This window comes from Nitrospira japonica (genome assembly GCF_900169565.1).
Classification (GTDB): Bacteria; Nitrospirota; Nitrospiria; order Nitrospirales; family Nitrospiraceae; genus Nitrospira_C; species Nitrospira_C japonica_A.
Genome location: NZ_LT828648.1, coordinates 392280 through 415790, shown reverse-complemented (window position 1 = coordinate 415790; position 23511 = coordinate 392280). Strand labels below are relative to the sequence as shown.

General features: G+C 61.4%; 21 protein-coding genes, 1 tRNA gene and 2 pseudogenes. 20 read left to right on the top strand and 4 right to left on the bottom strand.

The annotated features are described in order from the left end of the window. The first annotated feature begins 1 nt into the window (after nt 1). From NSJP_RS01900 to NSJP_RS01875, 8 genes and pseudogenes are all read left to right on the top strand, one after another. A complete protein-coding gene (locus NSJP_RS01900) occupies nt 2–1507 on the top strand; it encodes a phosphatidylglycerol lysyltransferase domain-containing protein (RefSeq protein WP_172834091.1) in 1506 nt (501 codons plus the stop codon). Between the two features lie 3 nt (nt 1508–1510). Further along, a pseudogene (locus tag NSJP_RS19985) lies at nt 1511–2917 on the top strand (PAS domain S-box protein); the annotation flags it as partial. Then, a pseudogene (locus NSJP_RS19980) lies at nt 2897–3319 on the top strand (PAS domain-containing protein); the annotation flags it as partial. The pseudogenes NSJP_RS19985 and NSJP_RS19980, both read left to right, overlap by 21 nt. Then, nucleotides 3305–5002 carry an ATP-binding protein gene (locus NSJP_RS19975; RefSeq protein ID WP_407938664.1) on the top strand — a complete coding sequence of 566 codons (1698 nt, stop codon included), beginning with the start codon at nt 3305–3307 and terminating at the stop codon, nt 5000–5002. The pseudogene NSJP_RS19980 and the gene NSJP_RS19975, both read left to right, overlap by 15 nt. A gap of 77 nt (nt 5003–5079) precedes the next feature. Beyond that, nucleotides 5080–5910, top strand: coding sequence for a CbbQ/NirQ/NorQ/GpvN family protein (locus NSJP_RS01890; protein ID WP_080885249.1), 831 nt, complete (start codon nt 5080–5082; stop codon nt 5908–5910). Between the two features lie 26 nt (nt 5911–5936). Next, nucleotides 5937–6242, top strand: a complete 306-nt coding sequence (locus tag NSJP_RS01885; RefSeq protein WP_080885248.1) for a DUF167 domain-containing protein — start codon at nt 5937–5939, stop codon at nt 6240–6242. Beyond that, the gene (locus NSJP_RS01880; RefSeq protein ID WP_080885247.1) at nt 6242–6667 is read left to right on the top strand and encodes a glycine zipper family protein; all 426 of its coding nucleotides are present in this window, start codon (nt 6242–6244) and stop codon (nt 6665–6667) included. Before NSJP_RS01885 ends, NSJP_RS01880 begins: the two co-directional genes overlap by 1 nt. Then, entirely contained in the window at nt 6658–7110 is a 453-nt protein-coding gene (locus NSJP_RS01875; RefSeq protein WP_080885246.1) for a hypothetical protein, read from the top strand. Before NSJP_RS01880 ends, NSJP_RS01875 begins: the two co-directional genes overlap by 10 nt. A 64-nt stretch (nt 7111–7174) precedes the next feature. On the opposite strand, the gene NSJP_RS01870 is transcribed toward NSJP_RS01875, so the two are convergent. Continuing rightward, entirely contained in the window at nt 7175–7600 is a 426-nt protein-coding gene (locus NSJP_RS01870; protein ID WP_080885245.1) for a ferredoxin-thioredoxin reductase catalytic domain-containing protein, read from the bottom strand. Between the two features lie 106 nt (nt 7601–7706). Between NSJP_RS01870 and NSJP_RS01865 the strand changes: the two genes are divergently transcribed. From NSJP_RS01865 to folE, 9 genes are all read left to right on the top strand, one after another. Then, complete coding sequence (locus NSJP_RS01865) at nt 7707–10718, top strand: nitric oxide reductase activation protein NorD (protein ID WP_080885244.1); 3012 nt, start codon at nt 7707–7709, stop codon at nt 10716–10718. Nucleotides 10719–10727: 9 nt separating this feature from the next. After that, entirely contained in the window at nt 10728–11132 is a 405-nt protein-coding gene (locus NSJP_RS01860) for a hypothetical protein (RefSeq protein WP_080885243.1), read from the top strand. A gap of 99 nt (nt 11133–11231) precedes the next feature. Further along, nucleotides 11232–12170, top strand: a complete 939-nt coding sequence (mdh, locus tag NSJP_RS01855; RefSeq protein WP_080888483.1) for a malate dehydrogenase — start codon at nt 11232–11234, stop codon at nt 12168–12170. A 365-nt stretch (nt 12171–12535) separates the two neighbouring features. Continuing rightward, nucleotides 12536–13123, top strand: a complete 588-nt coding sequence (locus tag NSJP_RS01850) for a urate hydroxylase PuuD (RefSeq protein ID WP_231989461.1) — start codon at nt 12536–12538, stop codon at nt 13121–13123. A 172-nt stretch (nt 13124–13295) separates the two neighbouring features. Next, on the top strand, nt 13296–14597 hold the full coding sequence (nuoF, locus tag NSJP_RS01845; protein WP_080885242.1) for an NADH-quinone oxidoreductase subunit NuoF: 1302 nt from the start codon (nt 13296–13298) through the stop codon (nt 14595–14597). 10 nt (nt 14598–14607) lie between these two features. Then, nucleotides 14608–14955, top strand: coding sequence for a 2Fe-2S iron-sulfur cluster-binding protein (locus NSJP_RS01840; RefSeq protein ID WP_080885241.1), 348 nt, complete (start codon nt 14608–14610; stop codon nt 14953–14955). Between the two features lie 68 nt (nt 14956–15023). Beyond that, on the top strand, nt 15024–15344 hold the full coding sequence (gene erpA / locus NSJP_RS01835; RefSeq protein ID WP_080885240.1) for an iron-sulfur cluster insertion protein ErpA: 321 nt from the start codon (nt 15024–15026) through the stop codon (nt 15342–15344). 127 nt (nt 15345–15471) lie between these two features. Next, nucleotides 15472–15882: a 6-carboxytetrahydropterin synthase gene (locus tag NSJP_RS01830; RefSeq protein ID WP_197685464.1), complete on the top strand. Its 411-nt coding sequence runs from the start codon at nt 15472–15474 to the stop codon at nt 15880–15882. A gap of 27 nt (nt 15883–15909) precedes the next feature. Next, entirely contained in the window at nt 15910–16551 is a 642-nt protein-coding gene (gene folE / locus NSJP_RS01825; RefSeq protein ID WP_080885239.1) for a GTP cyclohydrolase I FolE, read from the top strand. Here folE and NSJP_RS01820 read toward each other — a convergent pair. Then, on the bottom strand, nt 16548–17348 hold the full coding sequence (locus NSJP_RS01820) for an alpha/beta fold hydrolase (protein WP_080885238.1): 801 nt from the start codon (nt 17346–17348) through the stop codon (nt 16548–16550). The genes folE and NSJP_RS01820 overlap by 4 nt on opposite strands. A gap of 110 nt (nt 17349–17458) precedes the next feature. Between NSJP_RS01820 and NSJP_RS01815 the strand changes: the two genes are divergently transcribed. Further along, nucleotides 17459–18754, top strand: a complete 1296-nt coding sequence (locus tag NSJP_RS01815; RefSeq protein WP_155969781.1) for a replication-associated recombination protein A — start codon at nt 17459–17461, stop codon at nt 18752–18754. A gap of 54 nt (nt 18755–18808) precedes the next feature. Continuing rightward, nucleotides 18809–19198: a PilZ domain-containing protein gene (locus NSJP_RS01810; protein ID WP_080885237.1), complete on the top strand. Its 390-nt coding sequence runs from the start codon at nt 18809–18811 to the stop codon at nt 19196–19198. Nucleotides 19199–19292: 94 nt separating this feature from the next. Here the strand turns inward: NSJP_RS01810 and NSJP_RS01805 are convergent, their stop codons facing one another. Then, nucleotides 19293–21161, bottom strand: a complete 1869-nt coding sequence (locus tag NSJP_RS01805; RefSeq protein ID WP_080885236.1) for an ABC-F family ATP-binding cassette domain-containing protein — start codon at nt 21159–21161, stop codon at nt 19293–19295. A 403-nt stretch (nt 21162–21564) separates the two neighbouring features. Next, nucleotides 21565–21640: transfer RNA gene (locus NSJP_RS01800), tRNA-Ala, on the bottom strand. 252 nt (nt 21641–21892) lie between these two features. Here NSJP_RS01800 and NSJP_RS01795 point away from each other — a divergent pair. Continuing rightward, complete coding sequence (locus NSJP_RS01795; protein ID WP_080885235.1) at nt 21893–23203, top strand: adenylosuccinate synthase; 1311 nt, start codon at nt 21893–21895, stop codon at nt 23201–23203. The last annotated feature ends 308 nt before the right edge of the window (nt 23204–23511 follow it).

Genomic DNA, 23511 nt, shown 5'->3' with positions numbered 1-23511 from the left:
GATGGCGGCGTCGACCGCGCAGACCGGTTCTTCCGCCGAGTCGGTCCGCTCCGTTCCACAGGTGGTTCCCAGCAGCACCTGCCTGCAATGTGACGTGTGTTGTCGCTTTCCAGACCCGGACAGTCCGCTGCGGCCGTACTTTACGGCCGAGGAAATCGTCCGAGCGGTGACCGAAGGCGCGAACCCCGACCGGTTTCCTTCCCCGCGAGGATGTCAGATCACCTTGATTCCCGACCAAGAGGGGGACGGATTCCATTGCCCGGCCTTTGACCCGGCCAGCGCCCGTTGTCTCATTTATGACCGGAGACCCTTTGACTGCCAGCTCTATCCCTTGGCCTTGATGTGGAACGAACACCATGACGACGTGGTGCTCGGCTGGGACAGCAAGTGCCCATTCATGGGAGAGCAGGTTCCGGACTCCATCCGGCGATATGCCGACCAGGCAATGATCCGGCTGAATGATTCGGATCTGCTCAGGACGGTTGCGGATCATCCGCGGTTGATCGGGCGTTTCCAGCCGGACGTCGTGGAATTGTTCAGGCTGCCGGCGTTGACCCGCGCCGTGCAGACGCGATGGGGGGCCACGCCGGTCCATCGACTCACGCTCGAAGACGTCCAAAGAGTGACGGATGCATTGGACGAATCGGGGCTTGCCGGTGGCCAGGCCCTCGCGGCCTATTCCGTCCCCTCTATCTATCTCTGTACGACCCTCCTGGGCTATTGGTGGGCGGAACTCCGCGGCTCCCTCTGTCTGTTTGCCGAATCGCCGGACGGTTGGTTCATGCCCCTTCCTCCCCTGGGAGGCGGGCCGATACAGGAGGCGATCGGCGCGGCGTTCGATCTCATGCGGCGGAGGAACGGAGCCGGTTCGCCGGTCAGTCGGATCGACAACATTTCTCCCGCGCTGGCCGCCCGGTTGGAGGTCCTGGGCTATCGCCTCCAAGCCGGAGAAGCGGACTATTTATACCGGGCAGGGGACCTGGCTACGCTTACGGGAGACCGGTTCAAGTCGCACCGCGCGCTCTGCAACAAGGTCGAACGGTTGGAGCAGGTCGCGGCGGCGTCTTATGCGCTCCGGGATCGTGCCGAGTGCCGTCGGCTGTTTCAGCGATGGCAGGAACAGAAGCAGGCCGGCGCGCTCGATTCGTTCGGCCGTCTGTTGCTGGAGGATGCGGCGTCGACGCACGAGATCGCCTGGGCTCATGGCTCGGACTTGGGATTGAGCGGAACGGTCGTGCGCGTCGAGGGAGAGATCCGGGCCTATACGTTCGGCTGCTGGCTGAGTCCCGCCACATGGTGCGTGTTGCTGGAAGTCGCCGACCGCTCGATTCCAGGTCTCGCCCAATATCTGTTTCGGGAGACATGCCGTGCGGCAGCGTCCCATGGGGCGGAATTCATCAATACCATGGATGGGGCCGGCTTGGCGGGATTGAGTCGGTCGAAGGACTCCTACCACCCGGTCATGCGGATCCGGCAGTACAGTCTTTTGGAAGACCATGTGAGCTGACCAATGGCGAATTTCCAAACACCGCTCATCTCGCAACGCTATCGATGGCTGCCGCTGTCGATCGTCCTGATGACGCTCGTGGCTTTTGGAGTAGGAGTGCTGCTGCTCCGCAATGTCGAGCATCGTCTGGTCGCGGCGGCCGGCGAGGAACTCACAGTGGCCGCTGCCGAAGTCTCCGATAAGCTCGACCGCCTGCTGTTCGAACGACGCGGGGATGTCCAGATGCTCGCCCGTGCGTTATCACTCAGCTCGTTCGATCCGGCCTATCTGACCGGTTACCTGGGATGGATGAAGGCGACCTATGCTCCGGTCTATCACTGGATGGGTGTCACGGACGGCCAAGGGGTCATTGTCGCGTCGACGGATCCGACCCTTCGGGGCAAGAGTTATGCGTCGGCCGAGTGGTTCCGGCAGGCCCGTGCCACGAAGAAGCCGTCGGTGCAGGACGTCGCTTCGCATGAAGCCGACCAGGGAATTGAAACGGTCGGATTCACCGCTCCGATCCTGGATTCCGAGGGCACGTTCCTGGGCGTGGTCACGACGCGGGTGGCGGTTCCTGTTCTCGAAGACGTGACGACGCGGACCGTGCGGTCGCTCGAAGAACGGCACGAATTTACGGGCCCTGTGTCCTATCAGATGGTGACGGCGAACGGATGGGTGTTTGCCGATTCCGATCTCCTGCACAAGAGTCCTCAGAATATCGGCCAGGCCGGCCTGTCGTCCGTGAGCGCCGGCAAGTCGGGTGGTCCGGGTTTCGTGGAGGAAGACTATCGGGGCGCCCCGGTCGTGACCGGCTATGCACAAACCAAGGGGTTCGGCGAAATTCATCCGTTGAACTGGCACGTGTTTGTTCGCATGGATCGCGACCGCATTCTCGATCCGATCCGGTCGATTCTGTGGAAGGTCGGGATCTCCGGTGCCGTGGTGTGGCTGCCCATGTTGTTCCTGGTCCTCTGGTCGACGTCCAAACTACGGAAGGAGTATCAGCAGGCGCAACAGGAAAGCGCGTGGGCACGGGCGGCCGAGGCGGCGTTGCTGCAGAGCCAGGAGCGGAACCGCGCCATCGTGGATACGGCGCTCGACGGCGTCGTGACGATCGACTCCCGCGGTATCGTCACCGATTGGAACGCGCAGGCGGCCGCGATTTTCGGGTGGGGCCGCGACGAAGTACTGGGGCGCCTCTTGGGTGAAGTAATCATTCCGCCGCGCGACCGCGAAGCCCACGAACGGGGACTTCGCCATTATCTGTCCAGCGGCGAGAGTCACATCCTCAACAGGCGGGTCGAAGTACTGGCGCTCCATCGCTCGGGCCGGGAGTTTCCGGTCGAGCTGTCGATTTCTCCGGTGCGGATCGGGGATACGTTTTTCTTCAGCGCGTTCGCTCGGGACATCACCGAGCGCCGCGAAGCCGAAACCAAACTCCGTGAGAGCGAGGTCCGCTACCGGTCGGTCGTCAATGCGCTGGATGAAGGCGTGCTGGTCATCGACGACCAGGGAGTGTTGCGAACGGGCAACGCCAGCGCGGAGCGGATCTTGGGCATCCCGTTCGCGGAACTCATGAAGCGGCCGTTTCACGATCCGGTATGGAAGACGATCTATGAAGACAGAAGCCCGTTTCCTCCGGAGCGCCACCCCGTGGCCGTCACGCTGTTGACCGGGGCGTCCTGCTCCGGCGTCATCATGGGGTTCTACAAAGCGGACGGGGAATTGCGATGGCTCGAGGTGAATTCGAGGCCGGTCAGGCTGAAGGGACAGGGAGCGCCCGCCGCCGCGGTCGTGTCCTTTTCCGATATCACCATGAGAAGGCGCGCGGAAGAGCGCCTTACCGTCCAATACTCGGTCACGAGAGTCCTGGCGGAGTCCCGTACCCTGGAAGAAGCCGTTCCGAAGATCGTTCAAGCGGTAGGCCAGAATCTGGAATGGGACTACGGCGTCTTCTGGCGGGTGGACAAGACGGAGGGAGCGCTGCGGTGCATCGATCAATGGCCGCATCCCTCGACCGGCTTCGAGGCGTTTTCGACGGTCACCTGGTCGAGCGTGGTCAGGTCCGGAGAAGGGCTCCCGGGCCGCATTTGGGCGACCGAACGGCCGGCGTGGGTCACCGACGTCACGGTGGATGAGCCATCCCCCCGCGCCGAGCAGGCGCGCGCCGCCGGGCTCCGTGGCGCCTTCGGATTTCCGGTTCGCGTCGGAAGCGAGGTCGAGGGAGTCATCGAGCTGTTCAGCAGACAAACCCGGCAGCCGGACGACGAGCTGTTGAAGATGATCGACGACATCTGCCTGAAGATGGGGCAGCTCGGCGAGCGATCGAGAACGGAGGAAGCCCTGCGGCAGACCGAGGCTCAGCTGCAGCAGGCGCAGAAAATGGAAGCCGTCGGGCGGCTCGCGGGAGGGGTGGCGCATGACTTCAACAATCTGCTGACCGTCATCCGGGGTTACAGCGAATTGCTGCTGGCGCGTCTTCAGCCGAATGATTCCATGCGCAAAGACATGGAAGAGGTGAAGAAGGCCGCCGATCGCGCTTCCGGGCTGACGAGGCAGCTGTTGGCGTTCAGCCGCCGGCAGTTCATCGCTCCCAAGCTCGTCGATCTGAACGCGCTCGTCGTCAACATGGACGGCATGCTGCGCCGTTTGCTGGGCGAAGACATCATCGATCTCTGCGCCGAGCTGGCGCCGAACATCGGCGCGATTCGGGCCGACCCCGGGCAGATGGAGCAGGTCATCATGAATCTGGCGGTCAATGCGAGGGATGCCATGCCCAAGGGCGGCCGGCTGACCATCGAGACGCGCAACGTCACGGTCGGGAAAGGACCGCGCAAGGATGCCGTCGGAGTGGAAGCGGGCGTCTACGTGCAGTTGACCGTGCGCGACACGGGACATGGGATGGACGCCGAAACCCGCTCACACTTGTTTGAGCCCTTCTTTACCACCAAGGAAAAGGGCAAAGGCACGGGGTTGGGATTGTCTACCGTCTACGGCATCGTCAGGCAGAGCAACGGAACCATCGTCGTGGAGAGCGTGCCCGGACAGGGCACCGTGTTCAAGATCTACTTTCCGTTGGTCTCGGAGGACCGGCCGGGCGCAAGCGGACCCGGCGAGACTTCCGATCCGGCCCACGGCCGGGAAACCATTTTGCTGGTCGAGGATGAGCCCGCGGTCCGCGGCCTGGTCCATGAGACGCTCAGGCTGCACGGCTACACGGTGCTCGAGGCCCGTCACGGCATCGAAGCGTTGATGACCGTCGCCAAGCACTCGGGCCCCATTCACCTGTTGCTCACGGACGTGGTGATGCCTCAGATGAGCGGGCCGGAGGTCGCCGAAAAGCTTCGCAGCATTCGCCCGGAGACCAAGGTTCTCTACATGTCCGGATATCCCGACCATCCGGTGTTCGAGCAAGGCGGCGTCTCCCGCGAAACTTCTTTCCTCCCCAAACCTTTCACCCCGGTCGTGTTGGCCAAGAAGGTACGGGAAGTCCTCGACGGGGTGAATGCGTGACGGTCTCTGCGCGCCTTGTGCGCTTCTTCCCTTGATCTTCAGACGCGGTTCCGTTTATCGTGCCCGTCAGTGAATCCATGGGAAAGAACGTGACTGAACCGGCGCATGAAATCGACATCGGGCGCTATCGCGTTGCCGAGGAACCCTACTACGCGAACGTCCGCGGCGAGGTTGAGCTGTTTCTGACGGCCGCCAAGTGCCGCATGCCCGTCATGCTCAAGGGACCGACCGGATGCGGCAAGACGCGGTTCGTCCGGCACATGGCCCACCGGCTGAATCGGCCTCTCATCACGGTAGCCTGTCACGAGGACCTCACCGCCTCCGATCTGGTGGGGCGGTACCTGCTGAAGGGACAGGAGACCGTATGGATCGACGGCCCGCTCACCCTCGGCGTCAAGCACGGGGCCATCGTCTATCTCGACGAAGTGGTGGAAGCGCGAAAGGACACCACGGTCATCATCCATCCGTTGAGCGACGATCGGCGGCTCCTGCCGATCGAGAAAAAAGGCCAGATCATCGAGGCCGCGGAAGATTTCCTGCTCGTCATTTCCTACAATCCCGGGTATCAGAGCGTACTCAAGGACCTCAAGCCGAGTACCAAGCAGCGGTTCATGGCCATCGAATTCGATTATCCCGCCGCCGCGGTCGAGACGGAGATCGTTCGTCGGGAAGCGGGCGTGGAGTATGAGGTGGCCGGAAAATTGGTCAAGTTGGGCGCCAAGGTCCGCAACTTGAAGAATCACGGGCTGGAAGAAGGCGTCAGTACCAGGCTCTTGATCTACGCCGCGACGCTGATCCGGGAAGGCATTCCCGTCGATCAGGCTTGCGACGTGGCCGTGGCCAGGCCGGTCACCGACGACGCGGACATGCAGCGCAGCATTCTGGAGCTCGTCAAAGCGATATTCTGAGCGACTCTGCGGACACGAACCGCCGAATGACGACGTCATTACTGTGCGATGGAAAGGACGGGACCGTCCTGACCATCCATCTGCAGCCGAAATCATCACGTACAGCGTGGGTAGGAAAGCGTGGAGACGCGCTGAAAGTCCGTGTCGCGGCGGCTCCCGTGGACGGAGAAGCCAACGACGCGCTGATCGCGTTCTTGGCTGGCGAATTCGACGTCGCCGCGCGCGCAATCTCCATCGAATCGGGCTTCACCGGGAGGCGCAAACGGTTGCTGATCCGCGGCGTGTCCGCCCGGCAGCTCGAGGCCCGTCTTTCCCGTTACGGTTGGTGGTGATGCGCATACGCGGGACCATCGTGGCGATGAGCGTCGGGGCACTCGTGGCCTGTGCGGGCCCCAAGCCGGTCTTATATCCCAACGCACATCTGCAGTCGGTCGGATCGGAAACGGCCGAAGCCGATATCAAGGACTGCAGGCAGATGGCCGAGTCGGCCGGGGCCGAACAGGCCACGGGAGGGAAGGCCGGAGGCGTGGCAAAGAGCACGGCCATGGGCGCCGGCATCGGCGCGGCCAGCGGTGCCGTCGGAGGCGCCATCACGGGGTCCCCCGGCTTGGGAGCTGCGATCGGTGCGGCCAGCGGCGCCACGTGGGGCTTTCTGGTGGGATTGTTCACCTCCAAGTCCAAGGACAATCCTGCATACACCAATTTCGTGAATCGCTGTTTGCAGGAGAAAGGCTATGAGGTCACGGGATGGAATTAGATGAGGCGCAGGCAAACCGGCTCGCCCTGGCCGCGCTCCTCCTGGCCGCCGTCGTGACGAGCGCCTGCGCGGCGCATCAGCCGACATTGCGGGCCAATGCCAAATACCAGCTTCAAGGGCGTGAAGGATCCCAGTTGGACATCGCGGATTGTCAGCGGAAGGCCGAAGCGGCGGGGTTGAATCCAGGAACCGAGGCGCGGAGCGGCAACGTGGCGGCGGGTGCGGGTCTTGGGTTGATTGTCGGCGCAGCCGTCGGGGCGACCAGCGGCATCTCCGGCGGACCGGCCGGAATCGCCATCGGCGCAGCAGCCGGGGCCGGCCTTGGGTTGATCATCGGATCCGTGGGAGGCGCGTATCGTCCGCTCGAACCAGATCCACCGTATGCCGATGCGGTTGTGCGCTGTCTGATCGAGAAGGGATATGAAGTGACGGGCTGGGATTAGCGAGCGGGAGCGGTAAAGACCCACGGGAAAAGGTCCCGAACTTCACCACAAAGAGGGAGTCTATTCACTCAGAAGCGTTCTCTGGTACCGGCGCCGAGACCTGTACAGCCTTGTGCCGCAATCCCCGGCCCTTATCCGGCGTGGGGTCGGTCACCAAGCCGTAGACTTCGCGCCCCTCATGCCCTTCCGGCAAATATTCCGTGATCGGCAGTCCGTCCTCGCGTACGAACAAGAGGCAGTGGCAATACTTGTAGATCTGCATCTCATCGCAGGCGCAGATCCAGCGGCGCTGTTTGGCTTCCGCCTGCTTGTCCTTATAGAAGTTGCAGGGACACAGGGGCTTCCCGAGTTCCTCCACGTGCATGGCGAGCCCTTTGACCACTGCCTCGGTCACGGCGGGGTTCGGATGCATGGTGGTGCCGCTCTTTTCGGCACACCCCTTCACATACTTCCACATCTTGTCGAGACTGTCCTGCTTCGGATCTGCCATGGCGGCGCTCCTCATGGTCCAAGGATGAAAGACGACCGAAAGCTAGTTTACAAGCGGCGGGGGCTCCTTTACAATCCGAGCCCCTGCATGGACCGAAACGGAAATCATGACCGGCGCACAAGTACAACAGCAGCTCCTAGGCCGTTTGACGACGGAGCTTGGTTCGGTCGCGGCCGAGCAGCTGGGACGGCGACTGGCCGAAGAGTCGGTCAACCCCGCCGCCGTGCTGACGCTTTTAGAAGAACTGGAATCTGTGTCCGCAAAAGCGGGCCGGGCGGCCATCGAAGCGCTTCCGGAACTGGACCGTCGCACGGCACTGTCCTCGGTGGTCGCCTGGCTGGATCTCGGCGTCGCTCTTTCGGAATCCTCCGGCGCCACGGCTCTCCGCTATTTCAGGGATAGTCCCCTCGCCCTGGGCGTCATCGACTCTCCCGCGTCACGCGCGGACGTTCTGGCAATCGGCCTGGAATTGGCCGAACAAGATCCCAACGTCGCTTTCGAATATCTGCGCACGGCTCCCCAGCTTGTGTCCGTATTGCCCGGCGAGCCCCTGCGCGGATGGCTCGAGATCGGCATGGAGTTGACGGCCGTCGACGTCGTGGTCGGGCTCGAGTACATCCGACAGATTCCGGCCCTGGTTTCCGTGCTGCCGCTGGACGAGGTGCGGCGGTGGCTGTCGTTCGGCATGATGCTGATCACGCCGAACAGCCTGGGAAAACCGGATTACGTCGCCACGATCGAATTCCTGAGGACCAGTCCCGCCATTCTGCGGGACATCGACCCGATCCCGCTGCGATCCAAGGTCGTGGCTCTCGGCGCACTCCTGGCCGGGCGCACTCCGCAGGCCGGCATCGAGTGGCTGGCGGAATCCCCGAAACTTCTGCGTTCCGTGCCGTCCTCCGAACTGCGATTGAAAGTCCTCCAATATGGGCTACTGGTAGCAGAACAGGATGCCGAATCGGCTCTGGCCTATCTGCGGCGCGCTCCGGACGTCATCGGTCTGATCGGAGAGGCTCCCGATGCCGGATCCCGTTTTGACGATTGGTTCAAGTCGGGCATGGAGGTGCTGGCATATAATGCCGAGGGCGCCCGCGCCTACTTCGCGACGGAAACCCACAGGGCTCTCGCATCGGTCGAACAGGCGTTGAGCGGAGTGCCGCTTCGACGGGTCGCCCGCCGGGTGAAATTATTCGTGCAGGGGCTCTGCGGCACAGACGTGGCCATCGCTGCTCTTTCCGATTCCGCCGTCTCGGCCACGGCCCGCGCGACCGTCGACGCCGATGGTCGAACGATCCTATTGCCTGCCATGCTGCGGCGCTACGCGACCGCCGACCGGAACGAACGGCTGTATCTCGTCATGGCCGCCCATGAGGCAGGCCATCTGGAATTCGGGACCTATCGTCTGAAGCTCGAGTCTCTCGACGATCTCTGCCGGGCCGTCGCGGATCGGTACGGCCGCTCCGAACCGACGCCCTCATCGCTGGCCGAATTGTTTCGGCGATATCCGCATCCCGGCCTGATTCGGGACCTGTGGACGTTGTTGGAAGACGCGCGGGTCGAGCGATTGTTGCGTGAGGAGTATCCGGGGTTGCGCGAGGATTTGACCCGGCTGGCCGAAGAGGCCGTGACGCCGCGTGATCCGTCCCAGGGTATAACCGCGAAAGAATTGATCGTGGACTCCCTGCTGCGGCTCACGACCGGGGAGTCGGCGGACGCTGCCGTTTCCCATGGCGTGCGTGATGAAGTGGGAGTCCTCTGGGGATTGTGCCAACCGATGCTGGAGGGGACATCGTCGGCCGAAGACGCCGTCCGTTGCGCGCACGAGGTATATGTACGGATGGAAGAGCTGCTGGCGCCGCGGGCCGAGATGATCGACGGCGATCGGCGTGAAGAGGAGCAGGACGTCGGCATGGGACCGGCCTCCTCAGAACAAAGCGGCGACCTCTACCGGCCGGTGACCAATTGGGCGTATCGTGGCGAGATGAATCCGGAGTTCGTCACGCGGAGTGACGACGAAACCGTCGAGTCGCACGACGATGCCGGACGATTCGCGCAACGGGACGAACAGGCGATGGTCCGGCCGTCCGAGCGGGGGCAGGCGCGGCAAGGTGACCGGCAATCGGAGGCAGACGTACTAGGCGGCGGCCGGTCGCTGCCGTCCATGGTGGAGGAATTGTTGGCGCTCGACGTGGATGCGCGACCGGCTGCCAGGACGCACGCCGACGGAATACGGGCGGTCTATTATCCCGAATGGGACACCGTCGTTCAGGATTATCGTATGAATTGGTGCCGGGTGATCGAGCGAACGGCCGAAGCCGGATCCGACGAGTGCGTGTCCTCGACTTTGACGGCGCATCGCAGTGCGATCTCGTCGCTCAGACGGGTGTTCGAAAGCCTGCGCCCTCCGGCCTTGCGGCGCGTGTCAGGGCAGGTTGATGGGGAGGATATCGACCTCGATGCGGTCGTGCGGCGGTCCGCCGACCTTCGTGCGGGAGCCGAAGGGGGCGATCGCGTCTACCTCAGGCGTGAGAAGCGGGAGCGCGATGTGGCGGCGGCATTTCTGGTCGATGTGAGCGGATCCACCGGCAAACAGCTGGACGGGGCTCGGCGTGTGATCGATGTGGAGAAAGAAAGTCTCGTATTGCTCTGTGAAGCCATGGATGCATTGGGCGATCGCTATGCGCTCTATGCGTATTCAGGGCAAGGCCGCGCGTCGGTCGAGTTCCTGACCGTCAAAGATTTCGACGAGCGGCTGGGCAGTGCCACCGCGCACCGGCTCGGCGGACTTCGCCCGAGACAGCAGAACCGGGACGGCGCCGCAATTCGCCACGCGTCGGCAAAGCTGTTGGCGCACGAGGCAAAAACGCGGCTCTTGCTCTTGCTGAGCGACGGGAAGCCATTGGACGGAGAATACAAGGACGACTATGCGCTGGAGGACACGAAGGCGGCGCTCCAGGAAGCGAAGAGGCGCGGCATCGTTCCCTTTTGCGTGACCATCGACCGGGAGTCGGATACGTATCTCAGACGAATGTATGGCGACGTGGGGTATGCGGTCATCGACCGTGTCGAAACGTTGCCCTCCAAACTGCCTCGCATCTATCGCCATCTTGCAACATAACGACTTGATATGACTCATCAGCCTGTCAAACCGACCGTGCCGCCGTGGCTCTACAAACTCTTCACGGGCCACCAGTATCCGTATGTGCGCCGCCTGGCGAAGTTTGCGCAACCGATCAAGCCGGGGGAAGACCGTCCCGAGCCGACGAAAGACATGATCGAGGCCAAGTTTTGGGAGGTGTATCCCCGGTGTTCGATCAAGGTGTTGCAGGAAGTCAAAGTGGGAATGATCGTGGTCTTTCACGATCTCGGGGAGTACCCGGCTGGGGGGTATCAGGAACTGGTTGACAATCCGGAGGAGTTTCTGGCGCGAACGTACGGCAAGAAGAAGATCAAGGTCAATTTCTACGACGGAGATAATTTCGTGTGCACCATCAATTTCAAAGTGGCGGGGTGGACGGAACACGAACACTAGAAGAGCGTCGTCGGGGTGAGCCGGTTCAATGCCGGCGGGATTCAGCCGCACGCATGCTCTGGATTCGGCATTCAGGAATCAGGACTGATCGGAGGGGACATGGGCCGACCGAAGATAACAGTAGTGGGAGCGGGGAATGTCGGTGGGACCACCGCGCAACGTTTGGCGGAAAAAGACGCCTATGACGTCGTGCTGGTCGATATCATCGAGGGTGTTCCGCAAGGCAAGGCCCTCGACATTTCGCAGGCGGGTCCGGTCTGCGGTTACAGCACGCGCGTGGTCGGGACCAACGGGTACGACGAGACGGCCGGCTCGTCGGTGGCGGTCATCACGTCCGGTATGCCGCGTAAACCCGGTATGAGCCGCGACGAGCTGCTGACCACCAATGCGCGGATCGTGAAGTCAGTCGTGACCGAACTGGTCTCGCGCTCTCCCGGCATCATCCTGATCCTCGTGACGAATCCGCTGGACGCCATGGTGCACGTGGCGCTTCAGGTCAGCGGCCTGCCGAAGTCCCGGATCATCGGCATGGCCGGCGTGCTGGATTCCGCGCGCATGCGCACGTTCATCGCGACAGAGTTGAAGGTGCCGGGTCCCGAGGTCGAGGCGATGGTATTGGGCGGACACGGCGACACCATGGTGCCGCTGCCGCGGTATACGACGGTCAAAGGCCGGCCGGTGTCGGAGCTGTTGCCGAAGGAGCGGCTGGACGCGATTGTGAAGCGCACCAGGGACGGAGGTGCCGAAATCGTGGGGCTGCTGAAAACCGGCAGTGCCTTCTATGCGCCGTCTGCCTCGGCCGTGGACATGGTGGAGGCCATCCATCGGGATCAAAAGCGGGTGTTGCCGTGCGCAGTGCTGTGCGACGGCGAATACGGACTCAAGAACGTCGTCGTCGGCGTACCGGTGAAGATTGGCAGGGGCGGGGCCGAACAGGTCGTCGAGTACGAGTTGACCGCCGAAGAGCGTAGCGCGCTCTCTGCTTCTGCGGCGGCGGTCCGTGAACTCTGTACGGTCGTCGATCGGCTGATGGCCTGAAATCCGAACGGCCGTCCATGACCGCGCTGCGGATTTCACCGGGGCGCAGGCCGGTGTCCGAGGGTTTCGTGTAGCGTCTCCGCAACGATCGGATGTCCGGCGGATCCTCAGTGCCGACCATGAACCGCCGATCCCGGTACGCACCTCGCCGAAATCCCGCCGTCTCCGCCCCAGCGAGTTGGTCTCCTCTCCATCGATCGGGCTCGAACGCCGGAGACAGCAGGCCCTTACGATGTCTTCTGGCAGCCGGGACACGATCACGTGCGCGGTCGCGTGCGGCGCCGCGCTCGCGCTTGACAACGGAAGAGGCGCTACAGTACAGAACACGCCATCAGCTTTACACTGAACAATGAACGGGGGAATCTATGAAGTTTCTTGAAGATCCGATGCAAACGATAGGAGCCGGCTTCGCGCTCTCCGTCGTGTTGATCATTGTCTATCTCGGCCTTTCGGGCGTCGGCGCCGGCGACGCGGATTGGGCCGGAATCCTGTTGCGCTGGATCCACTTCCTGGCGGGAATCACCTGGATCGGATTGCTGTATTTCTTCAACCTGATCAATGCCGCGTTCATGAAAAGCCTGGATGGCCCGACTAAGAACGTCGTCATCCCGAAATTGATGCCGTCGGCGTTGAACTGGTTTCGTCACGGCGCCACGGTGACGGTGCTCGCGGGGATCCTGCTCTACGGCAAGCTGTATATGCACGGCGGGACGGGTGCCTATGCTCTCGCCATCGGCGGTCTGTTGGGGATCATCATGATGGTGAACGTGCATGCCGTCATTTGGCCCAACCAGAAAAAAATCATCGCGGCGGTGACGGCGGCGGCACAGGGCACACCGGCTCCGGCCGAGATGGCTCAGTGGGGCCGGACGGCATTGCTGGCCTCCCGCGTGAATTTTCTGTTGTCCATTCCCATGCTGTTCTTCATGGGGGCGGGCAGCCACTTCAAGTAGTGGAAATTGCGAGGCCGGTGCGGAAGTCCGACCGGCCTCGTATGTCTACCGGCTCACCAGACCAATATACCCAGTCCATCCTAGGGCTGTGGTCCTAACCCATTGAGATTCAGGCCTATTCTCTTGTCCTTGCCTTGACGGACCGGCCTGGCCCCCGTATAGTACCGGCACTATGGTCACGCTGACGGAACCTCGTGTCTTACAAAAGCTGGACGGTCCCCCCTGGGACATCGATGCGTATCTGAAAGTCGGGGGGTATGAGGCCTGGAAGAAATGCGTCAGGGAGCTGTCCCCGGAGCAAGTCGTACAGGAGCTGAAGGCCTCAGGCCTTCGCGGCCGCGGCGGGGCGGGCTTCCCGACCGGCGTCAAGTGGGACAAGGTCTTGAATCATCGAGTGAAAGAGCACTACTTCGTCTGTAATGCTGGAGAACATGAGCCGGGGACCTTCAAGGATCGGCATTTGCTGAAAACGGCACCTCATCAGCTGATCGAAGGCTGTCTGATCGCATCCCACACCGCCCAGGCCAAGGCCTCCTTCATTTACGTGAATCACGAGTACGAGGAGGAACGCGAAAATCTTAAGCGGGCATTGGCCCAAGCCAAGGAGCGGGGCTTCGTCGGCAAGAACATTCTCGGCAGCGGCATCGACATCGATCTCCAGGTATTCGAGGGGCACGGCAGCTATGTGGCCGGCGAAGAAACGGCGATGCTGGAGTCCATGCAGGGCCGGCCCGCGATGCCGCGCCAAAAGCCGCCGTTCTATCCGACGGACTTCGGTCTCTACGGCAAACCGACGCTCGTCAACAATGTCGAGACGCTGTGCAACATCCCGCGCATTTTGTACAAGGGCGCCCAATGGTTCACGCAAGTGGGCACCGAAAAATGTCCGGGCACGATGATGTTTTCGCTGAGCGGGGCGGTCAACCGTCCCGGCGTCTATGAAATGCCGATGGGAATCACGATCCGGCAGTTGATCGAGACGTGCGGGGGCGGCGTGCCGGGCGGCCGAAAGATCAAGGCGGTGTTTCCGGGTGGTCCCGCGTTCTCGATGATCACCGCCGATCAATTGGATCTGGCGATGGATTTCGATTCGCTGAAGAAGGCGGGGACCGGACTCGGTTCGGCCGGCGTGATCGTGGTCGACGATGCGACCTGTATGGTCCGTCAGACGCTGAAGTTTTCGAATTTCTTCAAGGGCGAAAGTTGCGGCCAGTGCCCGCCGTGCCGGATGGGCACCATCAATCTCGCGAACCTGATGACAAAGATCGAAGCCGGGGAAGGGACACAAAAAGATTTGGACAGTCTGCTCCAACTCTGCGGCTTTGTGAAAGGCACCGGCTACTGTACGCTCGTGACGGGCGCGTCCGTGCTGGTCCAGAGCAGCGTGAAGCTGTTTCGTCATGAATTCGAAGAGCATATTCGGCTACACCGCTGTCCCTACCCGGCGGCACCGGTAGACACGACGGTCCATTGACGAGGGATGAATGCCTCACGTGACGTTTCTTCATCCGAAAGGCAGGAGCGGCTCGGTGCCGCGGAATACCACCCTGCTCGACGCCGCGAAGGAATTGGGATTCCCGTTGAACCACGACTGCGGCGGCAACGCCTCGTGCACGACCTGCCGCGTTGAGGTGCAGAGCGGGGGAGAGCATCTGTCGGAGATTGATTTCGAGGAGCAAGATTTGTTGGATCGTGAAGCGCTCAGCGAGCCTTGGCACCGCCTCGGATGCCAGGCCAAGATTCTGGGTGACGTCGTGGTGAGAGTGCCGGAATCAAAGTGGGCGGCGCCGTCCACGGGACAATCTGAAGCGCGGGGTGTTGATATTCGGTAGAGAGGTGTTACACTAAAGCGAATCCAGGCAGGCCCGGAAGGTCTGGCTGACGAGCAAGGAGGCCCACGATGGTGACGATCACAGCGGTGGCGGAACAGAAGATTCAAGAGTTGATGAAGGAAGAAAAAGACATAGTCGGATTGCGGATTTACGTCCGCGGCGGCGGCTGTCACGGCTACCAGTACGGCATGGCGTTCGAGTCCAAGATGGCCGAGGACGATACCGTCATCGAAAAAGGCGACGTCAAGGTCATCATGGATTCCCAGAGCGCACCGCTCCTCCAGGGCGCGGAAGTGGATTACGTCGACAGCGTGCAAGGTTCCGGGTTCTCCATCAAGAATCCGCAAGCCAAGACGACCTGCGGGTGCGGCAGCTCATTCAGCGCATAAACGGCTTACGGGCTTGCCGTACGAGCGCCGACGATAGGGAGCGACAGAGAAAGCCAGGGCCGCTCGGTTGAACGGGCGATCCTGGCTTTTCGTTTTTCCCACGTGAAATCCTGACCCACGGACGCGCATGCAGTTCACCATGACCAGGCGGTATCGGTTCTGCGCCGCCCACCGGCTGCACACGGACCATCTGACGCCCGAAGAAAACCGGACGGCGTTCGGGAAGTGCAATAATCCCAACGGCCATGGCCACAATTACGTCGTGCTGGTCACGGTCCGAAGCGGGGCGAACGAAGGCGCCGTCGCGCTCGAGCGCCTGGACCGGATCGTGGAGGAGACGATCGTCGAACGATTCGACCATCAGGATCTCAATCAGGATTCGGAATTCGCCGCGCTCACCACGACCGGTGAGAACCTGGTCAAGCTCATCTGGAACCTGCTGGCGCCCAAACTGCCGGCCGGAATACTGGAAAAGGTGGGCGTGATCGAAACCCGGGACAACTATTTCGAGTATGCGGCTCCGACCGGGCCACGCTGAACGAGTTCGCGAAGGATAGGAATCTCCATGGCAAAATTACGCCGTCGTACCTTGCAACGCATCGAGGATCTGCCGCCGGTCAAGCGTCCGGCGGATGAGGGGCATATTCAATCCCTGGTCGCGCAGTTGCTCAAAGCGCTGGGAGAAACGCCGAGCCGCAACGGCTTGCTCAAGACCCCGGAGCGGGTCGCCAAGGCGCTGCAGTTCATGACCAGGGGCTATCATCAGAACATCGACCACCTTCTCAACGGCGCGCTATTCCCGATCGAATACGACGAGATGGTCATCGTCAAGGACATCGACTTCTTCAGCATGTGCGAGCATCACATGTTGCCGTTCTTTGGAAAATGCCACGTGGGCTATTTGCCGAACAAGAAAGTCGTGGGTCTCAGCAAGATCCCCCGCGTCGTGGACGCATTCAGCCGGCGGCTACAAGTGCAGGAGCGGCTGACGACGCAAATCGCCGAAACGTTGAAACAGAAGCTGAACGCGCATGGGGTCGGCGTCGTCATGGAGGCCCAGCATCTCTGCATGATGATGCGGGGCGTCGAAAAGCAGAACACCATCGCCGTCACCAGCTCCATGCTGGGGGCGTTCAGGACTCAGCAACAAACCCGCGCGGAATTTCTTAAGCTGATCAGCCGGAATGGAGTGGGAGACCTGGGCTAGCGGCTTGCGGCGGGGAGTCCGGCCGCGAATTCCGCCAGCGCCCGGTTGAACTGATCCGGCTGTTCCATGTTGCTTAAGTGCCCGGCATCGGGAATCGTGACCAGGCGGGCTCCAGGAATCCCGTGCGCGATCCGCTCGGCGTCGGCGGGCGGAGTCAGTACGTCCTCCTGGCCGACGATCACCAACGTCGGGACGGCAATGGATCCGAGCAGGGCCGTTGAATCAGGCCTCTCGGCCATCGCCATGAGATCGCCGACGATGCCATGCACCGGTGCCGCTGCCTGAATGGATTTGACGCGCTCCACAAGATCCGGCCGCCGCTGATAGGCCCCAGGGGATAGTAATTTCGGCAGCATATCGTCGATGACCGCGGAGGGACCGACGGCCGCGGTCCGCTGCGCCAGGTCAAACCGCCATTTGACTTGCTCCGGCCCGTCCGCTTCCGCTCTCGTATCGGCGAAGACCAAACCCCGTATCAGATCCGGACAATTCCGGTAGAGGGCGAATTCCAGATAGCCGCCCATCGACAGACCGACGAACACTGCCCGCGATACACCGAGTAGACCCAGCAGTTGGCGCACGTCGGCCGCATACTGTTCCAGGCTGTAGCGCCAGGCCGGCGCATCGGATTCTCCGTGGCCTCGAAGGTCGACGGTGATGATCCGGAACCGGGACGACAATGCTTCCTGGTCGGTCCACATCGTCCGATTGAGGGGGAAGGCGTGCAGGAACACGAGGGGAAGGCCCGCTCCACGGTCGGTATAGCCCAATCGTATGCCGTTGGCCTGATGAATCATGATTGCCTCCCGAAAGCCTGTGTCCTAGCAACATCGGCTCGATGCCGTCAAGCGCTGCCCTCTGCCGGTCACGATTTGCAGTCGTTTGAAAAAGCCGTATAGAATTCTCCATGCCGCGCGACACACACGATCGATTGGATCTCTTTGCGGAACCCAGTCCGGAGAAGAGTGCCGGAACATCTCCGCTCGCCGAACGCCTCCGTCCGCGCTCCTTCGAGGATCTGGCGGGACAGGAGGCCGTCGTCGGGCCTGATCGGCCGTTGCGCAAGGCCATTGAATCGGACCGTCTGGCGTCGCTGATTTTCTGGGGGCCCCCGGGATGCGGCAAGACGACGCTCGCCTCCCTGATTGCGCGGCATACGAAGGCGCAGTTCGTGTCCTTCTCGGCGGTCACCGGCGGCATTCCCGAACTACGCGAGATCATCAAGACGGCGGAACATCGGTTGGCGACGAGCGGCCGGCGGACGGTGCTCTTCGTCGACGAAATCCATCGTTTCAACAAGGCGCAGCAGGACGCGTTTCTTCCGCACGTCGAACGCGGGACGATCATTTTGGTTGGCGCGACGACGGAAAATCCGTCCTTCGAAGTCATCGCGCCGCTCCTATCCAGGTCGCTGGTCGTCACCCTGCAACCGCTGACGGAAGAGGCGCTCGAACGGATCTTGAACCGTGCGCTCCACGATGTCGAAGCGGGATTGGGGGCGACTCGCCTGGAACTGACCGACGAAGCGAAACGGCGGCTCCTGAACTATGCGAACGGCGATGCCCGTTCGCTGCTGACCGCACTGGAATTCGTCGCGGGACAGGTCTCCTCGAACGAGACCGATGTCAGACGGGTCGACGATCCGGCAATGGAAGCGGCGCTGCTTACGAAGACGCTCCGGTACGACAAGGCAGGCGAGGAGCACTATAACCTCATCTCCGCCTACATCAAGAGTCTGAGAGACTCCGATCCAGACGGGGCGCTCTATTGGCTGGCGCGGATGCTGGAGGCGGGAGAAGATCCCAAATTCATCGCCAGGCGGCTCGTCATTTTCGCGTCCGAGGACGTGGGAAATGCGGATCCGACCGGTTTGTTGGTGGCTACGGCGGTGGCCCAGGCGGTCCAGTTCGTCGGATTACCGGAAGCGCAGATCAACCTGGCGCAGGGAACGACGTATCTGGCCACCAGGACCAAGGATAATGCCTCCTACGTCGGCCTGCTCGAAGCGATGAACGATGCCAAATCCTTCGGAAATCTTGGTGTTCCGCTTCATCTGCGTAATGCGGTGACCTCGCTGATGCGGGATCAGGGGTACGGAAAAGGCTATCGGTACGTCCACGACGATCCCAAAGCGGCGGAAAGCCAAACGCATCTGCCCGAGCCGCTTCGGGGTCGTCGATACTTCCGCCCCAAGGATCGGTAGGGCCATATTCTCGATGGACAAAGAATTCCTATCGGTTATACTTATACGTAGTCCATGAAAAAGTCGGAATCCAAATCGGCTCCGGCCGCAACCACGGCGAGCGAGCGGCGTAAGCTCGTTCGCGCGACGCTGGTCGGATCTGCTCTGGTATCTCCCAAGAGCGGGTCCAAGGCCATCACGGCCGTCCTGGACAACGTCAACAAGGTCGGGGCCGGTCTCCATGCCAAGGAAACGCTCGGCATGGGGGAGCGTGTCACGGTATCGCTGGCATTCCTCGATTCCGACCGCATGGAGCAGCAGGAAAAGCTGAACGGCGCGGTTGCTTGGGTCAAACCCTGGGAAAAGGGGTACTTGATCGGGGTCGTCTGGGATGAGGTCGTGACGAAAGAGAAGAACCGCTGGCTGTACTATTATTTGGAAGAAACGATCAAGTCCTCGCCCTAACCCGTGAGATCCGTTTCCCTTCCTGGCGTTTCTGAATGATCACCAACAGCGTCCGATAAGAGTTCGCCGGCGGAATCGGATCCGGTTCCGGCCGTCAGGTCAGGGCTTCGAGTTTTTGTTTCACGTCGGTGAGTTCTGCAGACAGCGACTCCCATCGGGCGGTGAGCCGTTCCAATTCCTTCTTCCAGGATTCCTGCTCTTGATGCAGGCCGTTCCACTTGGGAAGATCCTGATAAAGGGTGGGATCCGCGAGCACCTGATCGCGCTCCTTGATGCGCCCTTCCTGGTCCGCGATATCGGACTCGGCGCGCGCGACTTGTTTCTCCAGGCGGGCCTGCGTCTTGTTCAGGTCTCTCCGGTCTCCCGCCGAGGATTTCGGCTGTGACTGGGACGTCATGGCCTTGGTCGGGGCGGGCGTTCCCGGCTGACCGGCCTTGGCTCCTTTCTGACCGGATTTTGCGTCCTCCAGCTCCTCGCTGTTCTCTTTGATCGATTCCAGCTCCTGCGCCTTCTTCCATAAATAATATTCATAATCGCCGAAGAAGTTCCGCGCCTTTCCCTCCTCGATCTCGACGATGCGCGTCGAGATGCGGGTCAGGAACGTGGGATCGTGGGAGATGAAGATGATCGTCCCCGGAAATTCGGTCAATGCGTCGGTGAGCACGTCGACGGACGCCGGATCCAGGTGGTTCGTCGGCTCGTCCAACAAGAGCGTATTGGCCGGCTCGACCAGCATCCGGGCCAGCGCCACCCTGTTGCGCTCGCCTCCGCTCAGCGCCTTGACCGGTTTTTTCTGGTCGGGACCGGAGAATAGGAAGGCGCCGGCCAGTCCACGCAGAAAATTGGTTTCCGCGGTACTCGAGACTTCGCCAAGGGACTCTAGGATTGTATGTTCGGGATTGAGCGTTTCGGCCTGATGTTGGGCGAAATAGTGGAGGCTGACGCCGTGGCCGACCGTGCGCGTGCCTTTATCGGGGGGCAGCACACCGGCCAGCATCTTCAGGAGCGTGCTCTTGCCCGCGCCGTTTTCGCCGACCAGTGCGATCCGCTGCCCCCGCTCGACCGAAAAATCCAGGGAGCCATAGACGATCTTCTCGCCGTAGCGTTTGGAAACACCGGCCAAGTCCAGCACGTGGCGGCCGCTGGTCGAGGGCAGTGGAAACCTGAACTTCACGCGTTTGGTGTCCCGCTGGAGCTCGATTAACTTGACCTTTTCCAATTGTTTGATGCGTGACTGGACCTGACGGGCCTTGTTGGCCTGATAGCGGAACCGATCCACGAATTGCTGGACCCGTGCCACTTCCTTGGCCTGGCGGTTGGCGGCCGCGTGTAGCTGCGCGTCGCGTTCGGCGCGCAGTTCCCGGAACTTCGTATAGTTGCCGCGGAATTCCTGGATGCTCCGGTCGCGCAACTCCCAAATGTGCGTCACGGTGCGATCGAGAAAGGCCGTGTCGTGGCTGATCACGAGCAGCGTCAGCTTCGAGTTCAGGAGGAAGTCTTCGAACCATCGTTGCGTCGGCTTGTCCAGGTGGTTGGTGGGCTCGTCCAGCATGAGCACGTCCGGGTTGGACAGCAGCAGGTGCGCCAACGCCACGCGCATTCGGTATCCACCCGAGAGGTTTTCCACCGGTCGCGCGAAGTCGGCTTCGCTGAACCCGAGACCGGAAAGAATGCGTTTGGCCTCATGCTCGGGATACTGATCCCGATGGGCGGCGTCCAGGGCGGTCTTTCCCGAGATCGTTTCGAGTTCCTGGGGAAGATAGCCGATCTGCAGGCGGGGCCGCTTCCGAATCGCGCCCTCGTCCGGAGACTCCTCTCCGAGAATCATCTTGAACAGCGTGGTTTTTCCGGTCCCGTTCGGACCGACGAGCCCGACACGGCTGTGAGGCCGCAGATGAGCGGACGCGTCGTTGAACAGCACCTTGGTGGAGAATTGCTTATGGACAGACTCGATTTGCAGCATATTGATGCTCGATAGAGAAGGTGAACAAGTATGTCAGGTAAAGATCGGCCTAGCGAAGCGCGGGCGGGAGGCGCATGAATGGGAAGAGAGGCTTCATGTCCTGTCTAAGATGACTAAAGGTGTTTATCCGCTGCCGGCTGAACCGAAAATTCACTGAATCACTTGAGGTGGTTATCCGTCGGCGTGGATTCCGATAAACCGGTGAACAGCCGACGGCACGCGCAAGCAAGGTTTGGTGGAGCTGGCGGGGATTGAACCACGCTCCCTCGTCGGTTCGAGTCTGAAACATCTCTCACCGACTCTTGCTGAGGGGGCCATCCCCCTCGCCTGCTCCCCACGAAGGGGGCGCACCCCCTTCGGAACCCCCGGTCGCGGGTTCCATTCTACGGACGACGACTTGATTTGGTGGAGCTGGCGGGGATTGAACCCGCGACCTCGTGAATGCCATTCACGCGCGCTCCCAGCTGCGCTACAGCCCCACACGTCGGATTGCAACAATGTTCAATCGAAATGCGGTGTTCAGACGAAAGCACATGCTAACACCGCAGGAGGCGGTCAGTCAACAAATCCCCCGCGCTTCTTGACAAACATTAGAGGGGTCCATACCATGCCCCGGTTCTGATCGCTCGGGCTGCCGGATCAGTTGCAGCAAAAGATCGGAGCGAGCACAGTTAAGGCCCGGGCGGCGCGGACGCCGAAACCGGAAGATACGTACTCAACGCAGGAAACCAATGAGCAATCTCGTCGTCATCGGCGCACAGTGGGGAGATGAAGGTAAGGGAAAGATCGTCGACATCCTGGCACGTGATGCCGATGTGGTCGTTCGTTACCAGGGCGGATCCAATGCCGGCCACACCGTCATCAACCAGAACGGCACGTTCATTTTTCATCTCATTCCCTCGGGCATCCTCTATCGGGGAACCTTGTGCGTGATCGGAAACGGTGTCGTGGTGGACCCGGCGGCCCTGATCGAGGAGATGGATCATTTGGGGGGGCAAGGGGTCCACATCGGCAAGAATTTCATCATCAGCCAGCGCGCCCATCTCATCCTTCCATACCACAAGGCCATCGACAAGGCTTCGGAGCAGTCCAAGGGGTCCCGCAGGATCGGCACGACCGGCCGCGGCATCGGTCCGTCTTATGCAGACAAGATGTCTCGGATCGGGATCCGCGTGGGGGATCTGCTCAATCCCAAGACGTTTCGCACCAAGCTCGAAGAGAATCTGATCGAGATCAACTGGTTCCTGGAACAGCTCTATAAGGTCGAGCGCTTCGAAGTCGAAAAAGTATTTCAACAGTATATGAGCTATGCGGAACGGCTGAAGAGTCACATCGCCGATGCGGTCACGCGGGTCAATAAGATGATCGACAATCGAAAGACCATCTTGTTCGAGGGCGCTCAAGGGACTCACTTGGACGTGGACCTCGGCACGTATCCATATGTGACCTCATCGAGCGCGACGGCGGGTGGCGCCGCGACCGGCAGCGGAGTGGGGCCGACGAAGATCGACGCCGTCCTCGGCGTGGCCAAGGCCTATACGACTCGTGTGGGAAGCGGCCCATTCCCTACCGAGTTGTCCGATGAAGTCGGAAGGGGATTACAGGAACGGGGGAAGGAATACGGTTCCACGACCGGCCGTCCCCGGCGCTGCGGATGGTTTGACACAGTGGTCATGCGGCACGCCACCAAAGTCAACGGACTCTCGTCCTTGGCTCTGACCAAGCTGGATGTGCTGGACGGCTGTAAGGAACTGAAGGTCTGCACCGCCTACCGGTATCAGGGAGCCCTCTCCAAGGACATGCCCGCGGACCTCCAAGCGCTGCAGGAGTCCGAGCCTGTCTACAAACGGTTCAAAGGGTGGTCAGCCTCGACGACGGGATTGACGACATACGGCCGACTGCCTGTCGAGGCCAAGCGGTATCTCGAGTACATTGCGGAACAGGCCGAATGCCCGATCGACATGGTTTCGACCGGCTCCAAGCGGGATGCCACGATCATCTTGAAGAATCCGCTGAAAGCGTCCTCCCGCCGCAAACGGTGAGCCGACTGCTCCGGTTCGACACAGTAGCCTCCGCCACATCTTCCGGCTAGGCATGCCCTTCTTGTGGCAGGCGGAGGGCCACTGGTGAGCCTCTCCGCCTAGCACTTTATATCTGCCCAAGCCCGCTGACCCTCTCGGCTTCCTGAATGAACAAATCTTCAGAAGGGTACCCTCGGCCGCGATGGAACCAACCCCTTTAGCCCGCCAGACTGATGAGTGCCATCGACTCAACCGGTTTGTTTTCAGCCACCAGGTGATGTTGAGACGTTGCCACTCGTCATATCTGTAGACCCCGAGAATCCGCTCGT

Coding starts and splice junctions, on each gene's coding strand:
- NSJP_RS01875 (WP_080885246.1), top strand. CDS start 6,658: ATGGAATTAGATGAGGCGCAGGCAAACCGGCTCGCCCTGGCCGCGCTC.
- NSJP_RS01865 (WP_080885244.1), top strand. CDS start 7,707: ATGACCGGCGCACAAGTACAACAGCAGCTCCTAGGCCGTTTGACGACG.
- NSJP_RS01850 (WP_231989461.1), top strand. CDS start 12,536: ATGAAGTTTCTTGAAGATCCGATGCAAACGATAGGAGCCGGCTTCGCG.
- NSJP_RS01830 (WP_197685464.1), top strand. CDS start 15,472: ATGCAGTTCACCATGACCAGGCGGTATCGGTTCTGCGCCGCCCACCGG.
- NSJP_RS19975 (WP_407938664.1), top strand. CDS start 3,305: ATGAGAAGGCGCGCGGAAGAGCGCCTTACCGTCCAATACTCGGTCACG.
- folE (WP_080885239.1), top strand. CDS start 15,910: ATGGCAAAATTACGCCGTCGTACCTTGCAACGCATCGAGGATCTGCCG.
- NSJP_RS01840 (WP_080885241.1), top strand. CDS start 14,608: ATGCCTCACGTGACGTTTCTTCATCCGAAAGGCAGGAGCGGCTCGGTG.
- NSJP_RS01860 (WP_080885243.1), top strand. CDS start 10,728: ATGACTCATCAGCCTGTCAAACCGACCGTGCCGCCGTGGCTCTACAAA.
- NSJP_RS01870 (WP_080885245.1), bottom strand. CDS start 7,600: ATGGCAGATCCGAAGCAGGACAGTCTCGACAAGATGTGGAAGTATGTG.
- erpA (WP_080885240.1), top strand. CDS start 15,024: ATGGTGACGATCACAGCGGTGGCGGAACAGAAGATTCAAGAGTTGATG.
- NSJP_RS01795 (WP_080885235.1), top strand. CDS start 21,893: ATGAGCAATCTCGTCGTCATCGGCGCACAGTGGGGAGATGAAGGTAAG.
- NSJP_RS01805 (WP_080885236.1), bottom strand. CDS start 21,161: ATGCTGCAAATCGAGTCTGTCCATAAGCAATTCTCCACCAAGGTGCTG.
- NSJP_RS01900 (WP_172834091.1), top strand. CDS start 2: ATGGCGGCGTCGACCGCGCAGACCGGTTCTTCCGCCGAGTCGGTCCGC.
- NSJP_RS01815 (WP_155969781.1), top strand. CDS start 17,459: ATGCCGCGCGACACACACGATCGATTGGATCTCTTTGCGGAACCCAGT.
- NSJP_RS01880 (WP_080885247.1), top strand. CDS start 6,242: ATGCGCATACGCGGGACCATCGTGGCGATGAGCGTCGGGGCACTCGTG.
- NSJP_RS01890 (WP_080885249.1), top strand. CDS start 5,080: ATGGGAAAGAACGTGACTGAACCGGCGCATGAAATCGACATCGGGCGC.
- mdh (WP_080888483.1), top strand. CDS start 11,232: ATGGGCCGACCGAAGATAACAGTAGTGGGAGCGGGGAATGTCGGTGGG.
- NSJP_RS01820 (WP_080885238.1), bottom strand. CDS start 17,348: ATGATTCATCAGGCCAACGGCATACGATTGGGCTATACCGACCGTGGA.
- NSJP_RS01810 (WP_080885237.1), top strand. CDS start 18,809: ATGAAAAAGTCGGAATCCAAATCGGCTCCGGCCGCAACCACGGCGAGC.
- NSJP_RS01885 (WP_080885248.1), top strand. CDS start 5,937: ATGACGACGTCATTACTGTGCGATGGAAAGGACGGGACCGTCCTGACC.
- nuoF (WP_080885242.1), top strand. CDS start 13,296: ATGGTCACGCTGACGGAACCTCGTGTCTTACAAAAGCTGGACGGTCCC.